Genomic DNA, 14,441 nt, shown 5'->3' with positions numbered 1-14,441 from the left:
CCCCCGGAAACAATTCACAAAAGGAAATTCCACCTGAATGCCTACGTTGCAGGCCTGAGGATATGGGCGCCTAAGATTCAAGTTTAAATAAAAGGATGACCCCGCGCCTCGCGCGGGGTCATCCTTGGCCAGCCAACGGGCGCTCGGCGTCGTTGCCGGCGTCGGTGTCGGGTCAGGCCTCTCCGGTCGTGGTGACCGTTTCACCCTCAGCCCACAGGGCGGCACCTACGATGCCTGCGTTATTGCGCAACTGGGCCACCTTCATGGGCGTGCGCAGGTTCAGCAGGGGCAGATACTTGTCGGCCTTCTTGGAGATGCCTCCGCCGATGATGAACAGCGACGGGGTGAAGAGCATCTCCACGTGCTTGAAGTACGGCTGCAGCCGCTTGGTCGCCCACTTCTTGAACGACAGATCATCCCGTTCGCGAGCACTGGCGGAGGCGCGCTTCTCGGCGTCGTGGCCGTCGAGCTCCAGATGCCCCAGCTCGGCGTTGGGGACGAGCTTCCCGTCCACGATCAGAGCGGAGCCGATTCCCGTACCGAGGGTGATGACCAGGACGGTACCGTCCACGCCCTTACCGGCGCCGTAGAGGACCTCGGCCAGCCCGGCGCCGTCGGCGTCGTTGAGCGCGGCGATGGGCCGCTCGAGGATCCGCTCGAGCAGTCCGGCGATATCGGCACCGACCCACGAGGGGTCGATATTGGCCGCAAGGAGGGTCACGCCGTGTTCGACGATCGACGGGACGATCACGCCGATCGGAGTATCGGGTGCGGGCGCACCCTCGCGGCTCTGCAGCTCATCCACGATCTGCTTGATCACCCCGGCCACTGCCTCAGGGGTGGCCGGCTTGGGAGTGGGGATGCGGTAACGCTCGCCCACGAGGTCGCCTGCCTCGAGGTCGACGATCCCGCCCTTGACGCCGGTTCCCCCGACGTCGATGCCGATCAGCCGCCGCGGGCTCGTCGGTGAACCCGTGGCGGCGGGGGGCGTGGGATCATCCGGCCGATGGCCGGTGGTGTTGGTGGATTCACTGGTCATGGTAACTATCCTTCCGGGCAGGCATATGCCGTGTTGGGTCGGTGGAGAGGTGGATCAGCTGGGATCGGGCAGCGTGAGGATCTCAGCGCCGTTGTCGGTGACCACCATCGTGTGCTCGAACTGGGCGGTGCGCTGGCGATCACGGGTGGTGATCGTCCAGTCGTCATCCCACTGCTCCCACGAGATGGTGCCCAGGGTGAGCATGGGTTCGATCGTGAAAATCATCCCCGCGCGGATCTCCGAGGCGTAGGACGGGGCGGCATCGTAGTGCGGGATGATCAGGCCGGAGTGGAATTCACGGCCGACGCCGTGGCCGGTGAAGTCCCGCACCACGCCGTAGCCGAAGCGCTGGGCGTACTTCTCGATCACGCGTCCGATGACGTTGATCTGCCGGCCCGGACGCACCGCCTTGATGGCGCGGTTCAGTGCCTCCTGGGTGCGCTCCACCAGAAGGCGGGACTGCTCGTCGACGTCGCCCACCAGGAACATGGCGTTGGTGTCGCCGTGCATGCCGTCCAGGTAGGCGGTGACATCCAGATTGATGATGTCCCCGTCCTCGAGGACGGTGGAGTCGGGGATGCCGTGGCAGATGACCTCGTTGAGCGAGGAGCAGAGGGACTTGGGATAGCCGCGGTATTCGAGGGTCGACGGGTAGGCGCCGTGGTCGCACATGTACTCGTGGGCGATCCGGTCCAGTTCGTCCGTGGTGGTTCCGGGAACGCAGGCCTTTCCTGCCTCCTGCAACGCGTTGGCGGCGATACGACCGGCCCGGCGGACCTTCTCGACCTCGTCCGGCGTGTACATGTTGGAGTCGTTGCCCTCGTTCGCGTCCTCTTTGCCCACGTACTCCGGACGGGCGATGGACGCCGGGACCCGGCGACGCGGCCCCAGGGTCCCAGCGGTCAGCCGTCCGACCGGGGCTTGCCCTGGTGCCGCGGGCAGGTTGTGCGATGCCGGGGCGGGGCCGGGATGGGTACTCGACGAGGTCATGGTGGTCACGTGGATGTAGCTCCTGTGTTACCGGGAAGCGGGCGATCGTTCCTCTCACCCTAGTGCGCCCACCATAATGCGCGGAGCGGTCGAATGGGTTTTGTAAAGTTCAGGAAATGCCGTTGCCTCTCCGACCGGTAGCGGCACCGCCAGCATCATCTGGGAATCGGAGGCCATCGTGGAGTACTGGTACAACCTGAGGACTCGTGAGGTCGAGACAGGGCCGCAGTCCGACTATTCGCAGCTCATGGGGCCGTACGCGACGCGCGAAGAAGCACAGCGCGCCCTGCAGACCGCGGCGCAGAAGACCAAGGAATGGGACGACAAGGAACGCCGGTACCTCGGCGACGACTGACACCGCCGTGGACTCTGGCGGCCAGTCCCTAGTGGCCCGTGGGCAGGTGCGTGCTCAGCACATGTGCGCTCAGTAGGTGTGTTCCTCGGCTGGGAACCTCGCCTCCCGGACGTCGTCGATGTAGTGGCCCACGGCCTCGGTCATGATGCCGCGCAGGTCCGCGTACTGCTTGACGAACCGCGCCACCTTGCCGCCGTTGAGGCCCAGGGCGTCCTGCCACACCAGGACCTGGCCCGTGGTGTCCTTGCCCGCGCCGATGCCGATCGTGGGGACCGTCAGGGCCTCATCGACTGCCCGTGCGGTTTCCGCCGGGACCATCTCCATGAGGATGCAGAAGGCGCCGGCGCGTTCGAGGGCCAGTGCGTCGTCGAGCACCCGCTGCGAGGACTCCCCGCGTCCCTGGATCCGGTAGCCGCCCATGGCGTGTTCGGACTGCGGGGTGAAACCCACGTGGCCGATCACCGGGATGCCGGCGCGCACGACGGCGGCGAGATGGCTGGCCGTGGTCGTGTCCGCTTCGATCTTGACCCCGTGCGCCCCGCCCTCCTTCATGAACCGCACCGCCGTGCGCACGGCCTGCTGAGGGGACTCCTCGTAGGAGCCGAAAGGCAGGTCGACCACCACGAACGCCCGCTTGGCAGCGGCGGAGACCGCGCGGCACATGGGCAGCAGTTCCTCGACGGTGATGGGCAACGACGACGAATTGCCCAGCACCGTGCCGCTGGCGGAGTCGCCGATCAGCAAGGTGTCGATACCCGCGGCGTCGAAGACCTCCGCCGTCATGTAGTCGTAGCTGGTGAGCATGGTGAACCGCTCGCCCTGGGCCTTGGCCCGGGCGAGATGGTGGGTTCGGACTCGCCGGACTTCGCGCAGGGACGGGGCCGATGGATCCGAGGTGGTCGGGGTGAAGCTCATGGCGTCAGCCTAACCGTGTCCGGGCCTATGCCGGCACGGCATCGTGGAGGGGGTCGCGGGACGAAACGGCGCCTCCGGAACGGCGGTTGTATTAGCGACCTGTAAATCCTCCCCGAGCACCCCCGAACAAGGCCGGATCGCTGTGATCCGGACGATAGGGTGGGAGGGAGAAGATCGGGCTCCGGCTGCCCGGTCGCGCCACAGCGGGCCGAAGAGCGCCTGCGATGACGCCACCGGATCACGGGCCTTCCCACGAAGCATGAGGAGTTGTCCATGGATCGTCAGCAAGAGTTCGTGCTGCGCACCATCGAGGAGCGCGATGTCCGCTTCGTGCGCATGTGGTTCACGGACGTCACCGGCACCCTGAAGTCGGTGGCCCTGGCCCCGGCCGAGGTCGAAGGCGCCTTCGAGGAAGGACTGGGCTTCGACGGCTCCTCGATCGAGGGCCTGTCCCGCGTCACCGAATCGGACATGCTGCTGCAGCCGGACCCCTCGACCTTCCAGCTCCTGCCGTGGCGCGGGGAGGACCAGCCCACCGCACGGATGTTCTGCGACATCCTGACACCGGAGGGGCAGCCCTCCCTGGCCGACCCGCGCGGCGTGCTCAAGCGCGTCCTCGAGAAGGCGGCCGCCAAGGGACTGACCTGCTACACCTCTCCCGAGATAGAGTTCTACCTCCTGCGGTCGGCTGCCCTGGACCCGGTCACCGACGAGCCCGTGCCCGTGGACTACGAGGGGTACTTCGACCACACCCCGGGCGGCGTGGTGCAGAACTTCCGCCGGGACGTGGTGCTGACCCTCGAGGAGGTGGGGATCTCCGTGGAGTTCTCCCACCACGAGGCCGGCCCGGGCCAGAACGAGATCGACCTCCGCTACGCGGACCCGCTGCAGACCGCCGACAACGTCATGACGTTCCGGACCGTGGTCAAGGAGACCGCGCTCGAGCACGCTTCCTACGCCACGTTCATGCCCAAGCCGTTCTCGGCGCACCCGGGCTCCGGCATGCACACGCACTTCTCGCTCTTCGAGGGCGATACCAACGCCTTCTTCGAGGCGGGCGCCGAGTTCCAGCTGTCGAAGATCGCCGGGCATTTTATCGCCGGCGTCCTCCGCCACGCACCCGAGATGGCGATCGTGACCAACCAGTTCGTGAATTCCTACAAGCGACTGTGGTCGGGCGCCGAAGCCCCCTCCTACGTCTCCTGGGGGCACAACAACCGGTCGGCCCTTGTCCGCGTCCCCCTGTACAAGCCGGACAAGGTGCAGTCGGCGCGCATCGAGTACCGCGGGCTGGACTCGGCTGCCAATCCCTACCTGGCCCATGCGGCCATCATGGGCGCGGGCCTCAAGGGCGTGGAGGAGGAGTACGAGCTGCCTCCCGTGGAGTCCGACGACCTCGCGTCGATGAGCTCGGCGGAGCGTCAGGTGGCCGGCCACCGGTCGATGCCGGGAAGCCTCCACGAGGCCATCCGCGAGGCCGAGGACTCGGAGTTCATGGCGGACCTTCTGGGCGAGCAGGTCTTCACCCACCTGATGCGCAACAAGCGCGCCGAGTGGGAGAGCTACCGGACCGTGGTCACCCGCCAGGAGCTCGAGACGAACCTGGGTCTTCTCTGAGATGGCCGCCGCGGCACCCGGGACCTCGACCACCGAGAAGACCACCGTCGAGGGACTGTCCGACGGCCGACTGATCCGCGTCGGCTTCGCCGATGTGAAGAACGCGCGCCGGTGGCTGGGTTTCCCGGAACTGGCGGCGGCCGATCTCGACCTCCTGCTCAAGGCGCTCGAGCTCTACGCCGCCTCGCCCGACACCGCGGTGCGCTCCCTGGTCCGCTTGATCGAGGCACGGCCCGACGCCGACAGATACGTCAAGGGCACGCTGGACGAGGCGCTGCCCCTGATCCGGTTGCTGGGGGCTTCGGAGGCGCTGGGGGAGTTCCTCATCCGCCATCCGCAGAACCTGGATCTCGTGGACCGGCCCCTTCCAGCGGAACCGGCGGAGATTCCCGCCGCGGAACTGCGCGGCGAGCTGCTGCGAGCAGTCCAGGCCGAGGAGGAGTCCCGGGTCCCCGTGGCGGGGATCTCGGGCACGGAGGCCCAGCAGGCGCTACGAGTGGCCTACCGGCGGCAGCTGACCAGGATCGCCCTGCAGGACCTCGGCTCGATCAGCCCTGTCGACGAGGTCCCCGCGGTGGGCCGCCAGCTCGCGGACCTAGCAGCCGCGGCCATCGACGCGGCTCTGGCCGTCTCACGGGCCGAGGCGATCGACGGCGCGGAGGGCGAGGAGGCAGACCTCGTGCGGCGCGTCGGCCTGGCCGTGATCGGCATGGGCAAGTGCGGTGCCCGGGAACTGAACTACATCTCCGACGTTGATGTGATCTACGTCCACGACCTCCTGCCCCCGGCAGAGGCCGACGCCGGTTCCGATTCCGGTTCCAACCCTGGCGATAGCGACGTCGACGAGGACCGTATCGCCGTCATCGCAGGCAAGCTGGCCTCCGGGACGGCGAGGGCCGTGATGGCGTCGGCGCCGGAGCCGCCGCTCTGGGAACTGGATGCCAACCTGCGCCCCGAAGGCAAGGATGGTCCGCTGTCGCGGACCGTCGACTCGCACGTGCGCTACTACAAGAAGTGGGCGAAGTCCTGGGAGTTCCAGGCGCTGCTCAAGGCCCGGCCCATCGCCGGCGACCGGGACCTGGGGGAGCGGTACGCGGAGGCGATCATGCCCTTCGTATGGCAGTCCTCGCAGCGCGAGGGTTTCGTGGAGTCCGTCCAGGCCATGCGCCGCAGGGTCACCGACAACATCCCCGCCGACGAACGGGGCCGGCAGATCAAGCTGGGCCCCGGGGGCCTCAGGGATGTCGAGTTCACGGTCCAGCTCCTGCAACTGGTGCACGGGCACAGCGACGAGCGAGTGCGCACCCAGGCGACCACCCTGTCCCTGCAGGCGCTCTCCGAGTGCGGGTACATCGCCCGGCGCGACGCCGAGCAGTTCAACGCCCACTACCGCTGGCTGAGGCTCTTGGAGCACCGGATCCAGCTGTTCCGGCTCCGCCGGACCCACCTGATGCCCACCAGCAAGGGCGAACTGGCGGTGATCGCGGTGGCCATGCAGGCCCCGGACGAGGCCCAGCGAGTGAGCGGCGATGCACTCGTGGACCAATGGCACAAAGTGCAGCGCCAGGTCAGGGGCATGCACGAGAAGATCTTCTACCGTCCTTTGCTCGCGGCGTTGTCGCACACCTCCCTGGACGGCGTGGAGCTCACGGACGAGCAGGTCCGCGACCGTCTCGAGGCGCTGGGCTACCGCGACCCCCGCGCCGCCCATCGTCACCTCGAGGCCCTGACCAAGGGGGTGAACCGGCGCGCCGAGATCCTGCGGACCCTGCTTCCCGTCCTGCTCGAATGGATCGCCCAGGGGGTCGACGCCGACGCAGGCCTGCTCGGCTTCCGCCGCGTCTCCGAGGCCCTGGGGAACACGCCGTGGTACCTGCGGATGCTGCGGGACTCCAACACCGCCGCCGAACGGCTCTGCCAGATACTCGCCTCGTCGCGGTACATCACGGATTCGCTGGAGAACCTGCCCGAGGCCGTGGCCTGGCTGGGTAAGGACGAAGATCTCGTACCGCGCAGTTTCGAGAACCTGTGGGGCGAGATCAAGGCGCAGATGGACCGCCACGCCGATGCGCACGAGGCCATCCGCATGATCCGCCTCATGCGCCGCCGCGAGGTGGTGCGGGTCGCCCTGGGCGATGCCTGCGGCCTGCTCGATGTGGACCGGGTCGTGGAGGCGCTCTCCGATATCGACCGGGCGACCGTCCTGGGCGCGCTGCACGTCGCCGAGCGGGAGATCTACGTCCACAACGCCGAAGGCTGCCGAGCGGACGTCCTGGTGGTCGCTATGGGCCGCCAGGGCGGGCGTGAGATCGGCTACGGATCCGATGCGGACGTCATCTACGTCTACGATCGCTGCAGCGGCGGCCACGTCCACGGCCACCGCGCGGTCGACGACGGTGAGGTCCAGGTGACCGACCCCGAGCCCGGCGCCGACGGGACCGTGCGCAGCGCCGAGCAGTCCGCCTCGGACCAGGCCCACCGGGTCCTGCAGCGTATGGTCCAGCTCCTCAAGGCCCCGTGCACCCCCGCCATCGTGGCGGAGCGGCCCCTCGAGATCGACAACGACCTTCGGCCGGAGGGCAAGCAGGGCGCGATGGTGCGCTCCGTGGACTCCTACCGCGAGTACTACGACCGCTGGGCGGCCACCTGGGAGTTCCAGGCGCTGACCAGAGCCAGGCCCATGGCCGGGTCCAACGTGGTCAGCGAGGCCTTCCTGGACGTGATCGATCCGCACCGGTACCCGGCCGAGTTCACCGATCGGCAGCTCAACGACATCCGGCGCATGAAAGCTCGCGTGGAGAACGAGCGCCTGCCGCGCGGGACGGATCCCACCCGCCATCTGAAGCTGGGCCGCGGCGGCCTGTCGGACGTGGAGTGGCTGGCCCAGACCTTGCAGCTGCAGTACGCCCACGAGCACCCGGGGCTGCGGACCACGGGCACCCTGGCCACCCTCAGGGTCGCCGTGGAGGAGGGCCTGCTCGACGCGGCCGATGCGGAGGCCCTTTCCAGGGCATGGCGCCTGTGTACCGCCATCCGCAACTACAACGTGCTGCGCACCGGCAGGACCTCCGACACCCTGCCCAGGAGCGGGCTGGACATGGAGGCGGTGGCCCGCTGGTGCGGGTACGCACCGGGCAACTCCGAGGCCCTGGAGGACGACTACCTGAGGATCACCCGGCACGCCCGGGCGGTCTTCGAGAGACTGTTCTACGGCGCCTAGAAAGCTGTCCCGCCTCATTCGGGATAACCCGAAGAAGCGCTCCGGTTTCCCACATGTCCGGGGGTACGGGCGCGCCGTAGTTTAGAGGCATGACCACCTCAGACGACCCTACGCAGCGGCTGACGAGACCGCCGCTGCGTCTCGCGCTCACCATCCTTCACCTCGCCGCCCTCGGTCTCGTCGGCTGGGCACTCGTCGGCACCCTGCTCGGAATCCTCGGGGCGGGCATCGCCCTGGTCTTCGTGCTCGGTATCGGCCTCGTAGTGCTCGCCGGCCTCGTGTACGCCCTCTTCGGCATCGCCTGGTTCGAGACGGCACGGGTCAGCGGCCTGTACGGGCTCGATGTCCCCCCGCTCCGCCTGCGTCCGGTCGAGCAGCCGGGCTTCGGCGGCTACCTGCGAACGCTCGGCAGGCAGGCAGTCGACGGCCGCGTGTGGGCGTCGGTGGCGAACTTCGCCACCGCGAGCACCCTGGGCGTCGTGGTGCTCGGCATGGTGCAGGCGTTCATCTGGTCGGTCGGCGGCATCATCGCCGCGGCCACGGACCGTGAATACGTCACCGCCGCCTTCTTCACCGACGTCATACCGGTCAGCGCCCTAGCGCTGGGGATCGCCGGCGCGGTCCTCTTCCCAGCCGTGATCGTGCTGCTGGCCCTCGCCCATCGCGCGATCAGCTGCGGCATCATCGGCTGGCAGGCGCGCGCCGCAACGCTGACCGCGCACGCGAGAGCATCCGACGAGCAGCGCGAGGGCGCGGTGCGGGCCGCCGATCTGGAACGCACCCGTATCGAGCGCGATCTGCACGACGGCGTCCAGCCGCGGCTCGTGTCGGTCGGCATGACCCTGGGTCTCGCCCAGCAAGAGATCGACCGCGACCCGGCGGCCGCGAAGGCGCTCATCGGGGAGGCGCACACCTCCACGAAGGCAGCGATCACGGAGCTGCGGCAGCTGGCTCGTGGCATCCACGCCTCGGTGCTCGACGACCGCGGACTCGACGCGGCGCTCTCCGCGCTGGCCGGGCGGTCGCACATTCCCATCCAGCTCGACGTGCGACTGGACCGCCGCTGCGGCCGGGATGCCGAGGCCGCCGTCTACTTCGTGATCGCCGAGGCACTCACGAACGCCGCGAAGCACTCCCGTGCCAGCGAATGCCGGGTGGTGGTGCGGCTCCGCGAGGTGGCACCGACAGACGCCAGCGGCACGGCGCAGCATGGCGCATTGTGGGCACGGGTCGAGGACAACGGCATCGGCGGTGCGACGCCCCTGCCCGGCGGGGGCCTCGAGGGCATCTCGAACCGCGTGCTCGCCGCGGGCGGCACCATCCGGATCGACAGCCCGCAGGGCGGCCCGACTGCTGTGGAGGTGAGCGTGCCATGCGCATCCTGATCTGTGAAGACTCGGTACTGCTCCGCGAGGGGCTCGTACGCCTCCTGGCTCACGCCGGGCACGAGACGGTCTCGGCGCTTCCCGACGCGACTACGCTCTCCGAGGAGGTCGCGCGCACCGATCCAGAACTCTGCATCCTCGACGTGCGCCTGCCGCCGACATTCAGCGACGAGGGCATCCGCGCGGCTCTCGCCCTTCGCCGCGGACGACCGCAGCTGCCCATCCTCGTCCTCTCCCAGTACGTGGAGGAACGCTACGCGAGCGATCTGATCGCAGCAGCGGGCGGGGCCTTCGGATATCTCCTCAAGGACCGCGTCGCCGACGTCTCCGAGTTCGTCGACTCGCTCGAGCGCATCGCCAGGGGCGCGAGCGTACTCGATCCCGAGGTTGTGTCGCAGCTGCTGACACGGCGGAGCCAGGACGACCGGATGCGAACGCTGACCGACCGGGAACGCACGGTGCTCGCCGCGCTCGCCGAGGGAAAGTCCAACCAGGCGATCGCCGCCCTGCTCTTCCTCTCGGAGGCAAGCGTCGAGAAGCACATCACGGCGATCTTCCAGAAACTCGGCCTGGTGAACGACGAGACGGGCAACCGACGCGTACTGGCCACACTGGCGCATATCGGCAACAGCGGCGGGCAGGAGCCCTACCGTCCATCGGCCCAACAGCCGGCACCCCAGGATCGGACACAGTCAGGAGCGGAACGATGAAGACGACGAGGACGAAGAACCCGGCGGCGAAGCCCGCCGCGATCATCACAGCGGTCGCAGGCGGCATCGTGCTGCTCGCGGCCGGGACCACGGCCGCCATTGCGACCGCTGGCACTCTCACCGCTGGCGGAGACCCCTCCCCTGTGCAGAGCGCCGACGCCACTGGGATCACGGCGATCGACGTGGATTCAGGAGCCACCTGGCTGACCGTCGAGTTCGGCGACGTGCAGGAAGCGACGCTCACCTCGGGCGGACCCGATCGCCAGGGTCGGTGGACACTGGAGCGGGAGGACGACGAGCTCGTGCTCCAACGCCACGGCCGGCCGTTCGGTAACTGGTGCATCTTCGGGTTCTGCGGCGAGGAGGGGCGTGCGACCGTGCTGACGCTCCCGGAGCAGCTGAACGACGGCTCGCTCGACGCCGGGATCGATTCGGGTGCCGGAACGGTGACGGTGGACGGTGATTTCCGCGATCTCGACGTACAGGTCGGCGCGGGCGAGGCCTTCGTGAACGGTGCAGCGCGCATGCTCAGCGTGAGCGTCGGAGCAGGGACGGCCGACGTCGATGTGGAGAGCGTGACGGAGGCCGCGTTCGAGGTCTCCGCGGGCGAGGTGATCGCGCAGCTCAGCGGGTCGGCCCCGAACCGCGTGGGCGTCGACGTCGCCGTCGGCACAGCGGATCTCACGCTGCCGGAGGGCACCTACGATGTGACCGCCCGATCGGCGGTCGGCGACGTGGTGAACGACCTGGACGTCGCCTCCGACAGCTCCCATGTGGTCGAGGCCGACGTCTCGGCGGGCGAGATCTTCCTCCGCCCCGGCGCCTGAGACGGAGTCATCCCGAGGCTGGAAGGGCCGGCATCCAGTACGTACTCCTACTGCTGGATGCCGGCCCTCAGTCAATATCACCCTCGAGACGGAGCTGCTGCCGGGCCGTCAGGGCTAGCTTAGAAGGGGAACACCGACCACGCAGGAGCCGTAGGGGAGAGGAATCCCATGTTGATCGCAGAGGAGCTCTACCTGCTCCTGACCAAGGACACCGGCACACCGGAGAGGCCGGGCACCCAGCGCGGATACGGCCTGAGCGCCGCGCTCATCGCCGACCTGGTGCTCGCGGGCAGGGTGGCGCTGACGGAGGAGAAACGTCCGCGGGTCACGGTGGGCACCACGACACCGACCGGCGACCCGGTGCTGGATTTCGGACTCGATCGCCTCGCCTCCCACAGCGGGAAGCGACTCGACCGTCTCGTCACCTCGTCGAGGCTGAACCCGGAGGAGGTCGTGGTCGCATCGCTCGTGCAGAAGGGCGTGCTCTCCCTCGGCGACCGCACCATGCTCGGCCTGGGGAAGCCGCGGACCCCCGAGGCCGACTCGAGGCCCGAACGAGAACTGCGCGGGCGCCTCGCGGCGGTGCTGGCGGGCGCCTCGGCGCCCACCCCGGCTGACGCTACGCTGCTGTCGGTCCTGCAGGCACTGGGCGTCGCTCCGAAAATCCTCGCGGCGGAGTCCGGCGGAATGCGCGCCAGGGAGCTGAAAGCACGGATCGCCGCCGTCGTCGAGCACTCGCCGACGGGGGAGTCCGTGGACCGTGCCATTCAGGCGATGAACAGCGCGATGATGACGGCAGTGATCATCCCGATCGTGGTCTCCGGCGGCTCCTCGGGCTGAAGGCCGCCTCCGGCTCAGTGCTTCTCGGTCTTGGAGATCTGCTCCGCCAGGTCCTCGGGAGAGAGATTGGCGGCGGAGAACTCCGGCGTCAGCGGCAGGTGGAGGCGCAGCTCGGTGCCCGGACAGATCTGCACGCTGGCCTCGCGCAGCTTGAAGTCGACCACGTGACCGCCCTGGGCGCGGGAGTCGTCGATGAAGTGGGCATGGCAACCGGGCACGGAGATGCCCTGCTCGTAGATGGGCGTACGGAAACCCACGATGGTGCCGTCGATGTCGTCGAATTGGAGGATGTCCTCGTTCTCCGTGGCCTCGACCATGCGGGGGTAGGGCTTGGACTGCTTGATGACCGTGCGGGTGCGGATCCAGTCGAACGTGCCCGTGATCTTCAGCGCGTACATGTAGTTCTGGGAGACCGTGAGTTCGTCGAGCACCTGCGAGGCGGTCTTGCGCAGCAACGCGTTCGGCAGCTCCCGCTGGATGGTCGGTACGAAATTGGTGACCACCGCGTACGGCGTGCGCTGAGTCAGGTGGGCGGGTTCGATCGACCCGTCGGCGCGCATCTGGTAGGCCACGCCGTCCAGGACCACCATTTCGCCGTCGAGACCGTCGAAGGTGCCGAGCCCGAAATTGCCGTGGCCCAGCAACTCGCCGATGGTCATCTCTCCGTCGTACACGCCGTCGAGCAGGCCGGCCATGAGCCCGGTCTGGAACACCTCGTTACGGAAGATCGTCTCCCCGTGCAGTTCCTTGGGTCCTGTGGCCATGGTCAGTCCTTTCGTGCCGGTCCTGCGACGACGTGGAGTTCACCCGCCCCAGGGCGCGGGAGGGATGATCGAGCCCCGGTATGACTCTGGGGTAGAAGTGACACAAGATCACTTCTACCCCAGAGTCAACGGGTTTACAGGCTCAACGACGCCGGAGCGTGGAACTCACACGCCGTAGTAGAGGGCGAACTCCATGGGGTGCGGCACCACGGAGAGCGGTACGAGCTCGTTCTCGCGCTTGTAGGTGATCCAGGTCTCGATCAGGTCCTCGGTGAACACGTCACCGGCCAGCAGGAACTCGTGATCCTGCTCGAGGGCGTCGAGAGCCTCGTCCAGGGAGCCCGGAGCCTTCTTGATGTCCTTGGCCTCTTCCGGCGGAAGCTCGTAGAGGTCCTTGTCGATCGGCTCGGTCGGCTCGATGCGGTTGCGGATACCGTCCAGGCCGGCCATCAGCTGCGCGGCGAAGGCGAGGTACGGGTTGCAGGAGGGATCCGGCGCGCGGAACTCCAGGCGCTTGGCCTTGGGGTTGGTGCCGGTGATCGGGATACGGATACCGGCCGACCGGTTGCCCTGCGAGTACACCATGTTGACCGGGGCCTCGAAGCCCTTGACCAGGCGCTTGTAGGAGTTGACGGTCGGGTTGGTGAAGGCCAGCACGGCGGAGGAGTGCTCCAGCAGGCCGCCGATGTACCAGCGGGCGAGGTCCGACAGACCCGCGTAGCCCTTCTCGTCGTAGAACAGCGGCTCGCCGCCCTTCCACAGGGACTGGTGGCAGTGCATGCCGGAGCCGTTGTCGTTGAAGATCGGCTTGGGCATGAAGGTCGCGGACTTGCCGAAGGCGTCAGCGGTGTTCTTGACGATGTACTTGAACTTCTGCAGATCGTCCGCCGCGTGAGCGAGCGTGTTGAACTTGTAGTTGATCTCCGCCTGGCCGGGGCCGCCGACCTCGTGGTGGGAGCGCTCGACCTCCAGGCCGACCTCGTCCAGGGCGACGCAGATGGCATCGCGCAGGTCGGCCTGCTTGTCGACGGGGGAGACCGGGAAGTAGCCGCCCTTGGTGGCCGTCTTGTTACCCAGGTTGCCGCCCTCTTCCTGGCGACCGGAGTTCCAGATGGCCTCCTCGGAGTCGACGGCGTAGAAGGAGCCCTGGGGCTGGACGTCGAAACGGACGTCGTCGAAGATGAAGAACTCGGCCTCGGCGGCGAAGTTCGCGATGTCGGCGATGCCGGTGGAGGCCATGTAGGCCTCGGCGCGCTCGGAGACGCCGCGGGGATCGCGGTGGTAGGGCTCGCCCGTACGGGGGTTGACGATCGAGCAGGTGACCACCAGGGTCTTCTCGACCCGGTAGGGGTCGACATAGGCGGTGGCCGAATCCGGGATCAGCTGCATGTCGGACTCGGCGATGCCCTGGAAACCGCGGATCGAGGAGCCGTCGAAGAGCTGACCGTTCTCGAAGAAGTCGTCGTCGATCGACTTGGCGGGCAGGTTGAAGTGCTGCTGCACCCCCGGCAGATCGGTGAAACGGATGTCGACGAAAACGACTTCTTCGTCCTTGATGAAGGCCATAACTTCTTCGGGTGTCTTGAACACAGACGTACTCCTTCTTGTCTTCGGGCAGACGCCGTATCACCGGTTCGTGTGGACGAGAACGGCAACCCTTGGGTCGCGATCAAAAATACGGTCAGCCCGTTGCCTCTCCGTATCTCTTGTGTTTCGCGGGGGTTACACACCACCGTGCCACGCCATGATGTCGGGGGCTCCGTGGCGCGCCGATAGGCT

The 14,441-nt window shown here is 67.8% G+C and carries 12 protein-coding genes; 7 read left to right on the top strand and 5 right to left on the bottom strand.

The features are described 5' to 3' along the window. Positions 1–172: 172 nt before the first annotated feature. Both ppgK and map read right to left on the bottom strand, forming a co-directional pair. Positions 173–1,039, bottom strand: coding sequence for a polyphosphate--glucose phosphotransferase (gene ppgK / locus FCK90_RS12460; RefSeq protein ID WP_158034619.1), 867 nt, complete (start codon positions 1,037–1,039; stop codon positions 173–175). A gap of 54 nt (positions 1,040–1,093) precedes the next feature. Continuing rightward, complete coding sequence (gene map, locus FCK90_RS12455; protein WP_158034631.1) at positions 1,094–2,029, bottom strand: type I methionyl aminopeptidase; 936 nt, start codon at positions 2,027–2,029, stop codon at positions 1,094–1,096. A 178-nt stretch (positions 2,030–2,207) separates the two neighbouring features. Here map and FCK90_RS12450 point away from each other — a divergent pair, with 178 nt between their 5' ends. Next, positions 2,208–2,384, top strand: a complete 177-nt coding sequence (locus FCK90_RS12450; RefSeq protein ID WP_425481710.1) for an SPOR domain-containing protein — start codon at positions 2,208–2,210, stop codon at positions 2,382–2,384. A 69-nt stretch (positions 2,385–2,453) separates the two neighbouring features. Here the strand turns inward: FCK90_RS12450 and panB are convergent, their stop codons facing one another. Next, positions 2,454–3,299, bottom strand: coding sequence for a 3-methyl-2-oxobutanoate hydroxymethyltransferase (panB, locus tag FCK90_RS12445; RefSeq protein WP_158034617.1), 846 nt, complete (start codon positions 3,297–3,299; stop codon positions 2,454–2,456). A gap of 273 nt (positions 3,300–3,572) precedes the next feature. Between panB and FCK90_RS12440 the strand changes: the two genes are divergently transcribed. The 6 genes from FCK90_RS12440 (at position 3,573) to FCK90_RS12415 (ending at position 11,898) form a co-directional block, all read left to right on the top strand. Then, positions 3,573–4,916: a glutamine synthetase family protein gene (locus FCK90_RS12440; RefSeq protein WP_158034616.1), complete on the top strand. Its 1,344-nt coding sequence runs from the start codon at positions 3,573–3,575 to the stop codon at positions 4,914–4,916. A 1-nt stretch (position 4,917) separates the two neighbouring features. Next, entirely contained in the window at positions 4,918–8,136 is a 3,219-nt protein-coding gene (locus FCK90_RS12435) for a bifunctional [glutamine synthetase] adenylyltransferase/[glutamine synthetase]-adenylyl-L-tyrosine phosphorylase (RefSeq protein ID WP_158034615.1), read from the top strand. An 89-nt stretch (positions 8,137–8,225) separates the two neighbouring features. After that, entirely contained in the window at positions 8,226–9,521 is a 1,296-nt protein-coding gene (locus FCK90_RS12430) for a sensor histidine kinase (protein WP_158034614.1), read from the top strand. Beyond that, positions 9,509–10,231, top strand: a complete 723-nt coding sequence (locus tag FCK90_RS12425; protein ID WP_158034613.1) for a LuxR C-terminal-related transcriptional regulator — start codon at positions 9,509–9,511, stop codon at positions 10,229–10,231. The genes FCK90_RS12430 and FCK90_RS12425 overlap by 13 nt, the downstream gene beginning before the upstream one ends. After that, positions 10,228–11,058 (top strand): DUF4097 family beta strand repeat-containing protein, encoded by an 831-nt coding sequence (locus FCK90_RS12420; RefSeq protein ID WP_158034612.1) that lies wholly within the window; start codon positions 10,228–10,230, stop codon positions 11,056–11,058. The genes FCK90_RS12425 and FCK90_RS12420 overlap by 4 nt, the downstream gene beginning before the upstream one ends. 168 nt (positions 11,059–11,226) lie before the next feature. After that, complete coding sequence (locus FCK90_RS12415) at positions 11,227–11,898, top strand: GOLPH3/VPS74 family protein (RefSeq protein WP_158034611.1); 672 nt, start codon at positions 11,227–11,229, stop codon at positions 11,896–11,898. 14 nt (positions 11,899–11,912) lie between these two features. Here FCK90_RS12415 and budA read toward each other — a convergent pair whose 3' ends face one another. Then, positions 11,913–12,662, bottom strand: a complete 750-nt coding sequence (gene budA / locus FCK90_RS12410) for an acetolactate decarboxylase (RefSeq protein ID WP_158034610.1) — start codon at positions 12,660–12,662, stop codon at positions 11,913–11,915. Positions 12,663–12,827: 165 nt separating this feature from the next. Then, entirely contained in the window at positions 12,828–14,252 is a 1,425-nt protein-coding gene (gene glnA, locus FCK90_RS12405) for a type I glutamate--ammonia ligase (RefSeq protein WP_158034609.1), read from the bottom strand. Between the last annotated feature and the right edge of the window lie 189 nt (positions 14,253–14,441).

The sequence above is a fragment of the Kocuria coralli genome (assembly GCF_008831305.1).
GTDB classification, from domain to species: Bacteria; Actinomycetota; Actinomycetes; order Actinomycetales; family Micrococcaceae; genus Kocuria; species Kocuria coralli.
The sequence above is the reverse complement of the archived record's forward strand: the minus strand, read 5'-3'. Positions and strand labels throughout refer to the sequence as shown.

What these genes read in the sequence shown, in the direction of transcription:
- FCK90_RS12420 (WP_158034612.1), top strand. Translation starts at nt 10,228, where the DNA reads ATGAAGACGACGAGGACGAAGAACCCGGCGGCGAAGCCCGCCGCGATC.
- FCK90_RS12435 (WP_158034615.1), top strand. Translation starts at nt 4,918, where the DNA reads ATGGCCGCCGCGGCACCCGGGACCTCGACCACCGAGAAGACCACCGTC.
- ppgK (WP_158034619.1), bottom strand. Translation starts at nt 1,039, where the DNA reads ATGACCAGTGAATCCACCAACACCACCGGCCATCGGCCGGATGATCCC.
- budA (WP_158034610.1), bottom strand. Translation starts at nt 12,662, where the DNA reads ATGGCCACAGGACCCAAGGAACTGCACGGGGAGACGATCTTCCGTAAC.
- map (WP_158034631.1), bottom strand. Translation starts at nt 2,029, where the DNA reads ATGACCTCGTCGAGTACCCATCCCGGCCCCGCCCCGGCATCGCACAAC.
- FCK90_RS12425 (WP_158034613.1), top strand. Translation starts at nt 9,509, where the DNA reads ATGCGCATCCTGATCTGTGAAGACTCGGTACTGCTCCGCGAGGGGCTC.
- FCK90_RS12430 (WP_158034614.1), top strand. Translation starts at nt 8,226, where the DNA reads ATGACCACCTCAGACGACCCTACGCAGCGGCTGACGAGACCGCCGCTG.
- FCK90_RS12440 (WP_158034616.1), top strand. Translation starts at nt 3,573, where the DNA reads ATGGATCGTCAGCAAGAGTTCGTGCTGCGCACCATCGAGGAGCGCGAT.
- FCK90_RS12415 (WP_158034611.1), top strand. Translation starts at nt 11,227, where the DNA reads ATGTTGATCGCAGAGGAGCTCTACCTGCTCCTGACCAAGGACACCGGC.
- panB (WP_158034617.1), bottom strand. Translation starts at nt 3,299, where the DNA reads ATGAGCTTCACCCCGACCACCTCGGATCCATCGGCCCCGTCCCTGCGC.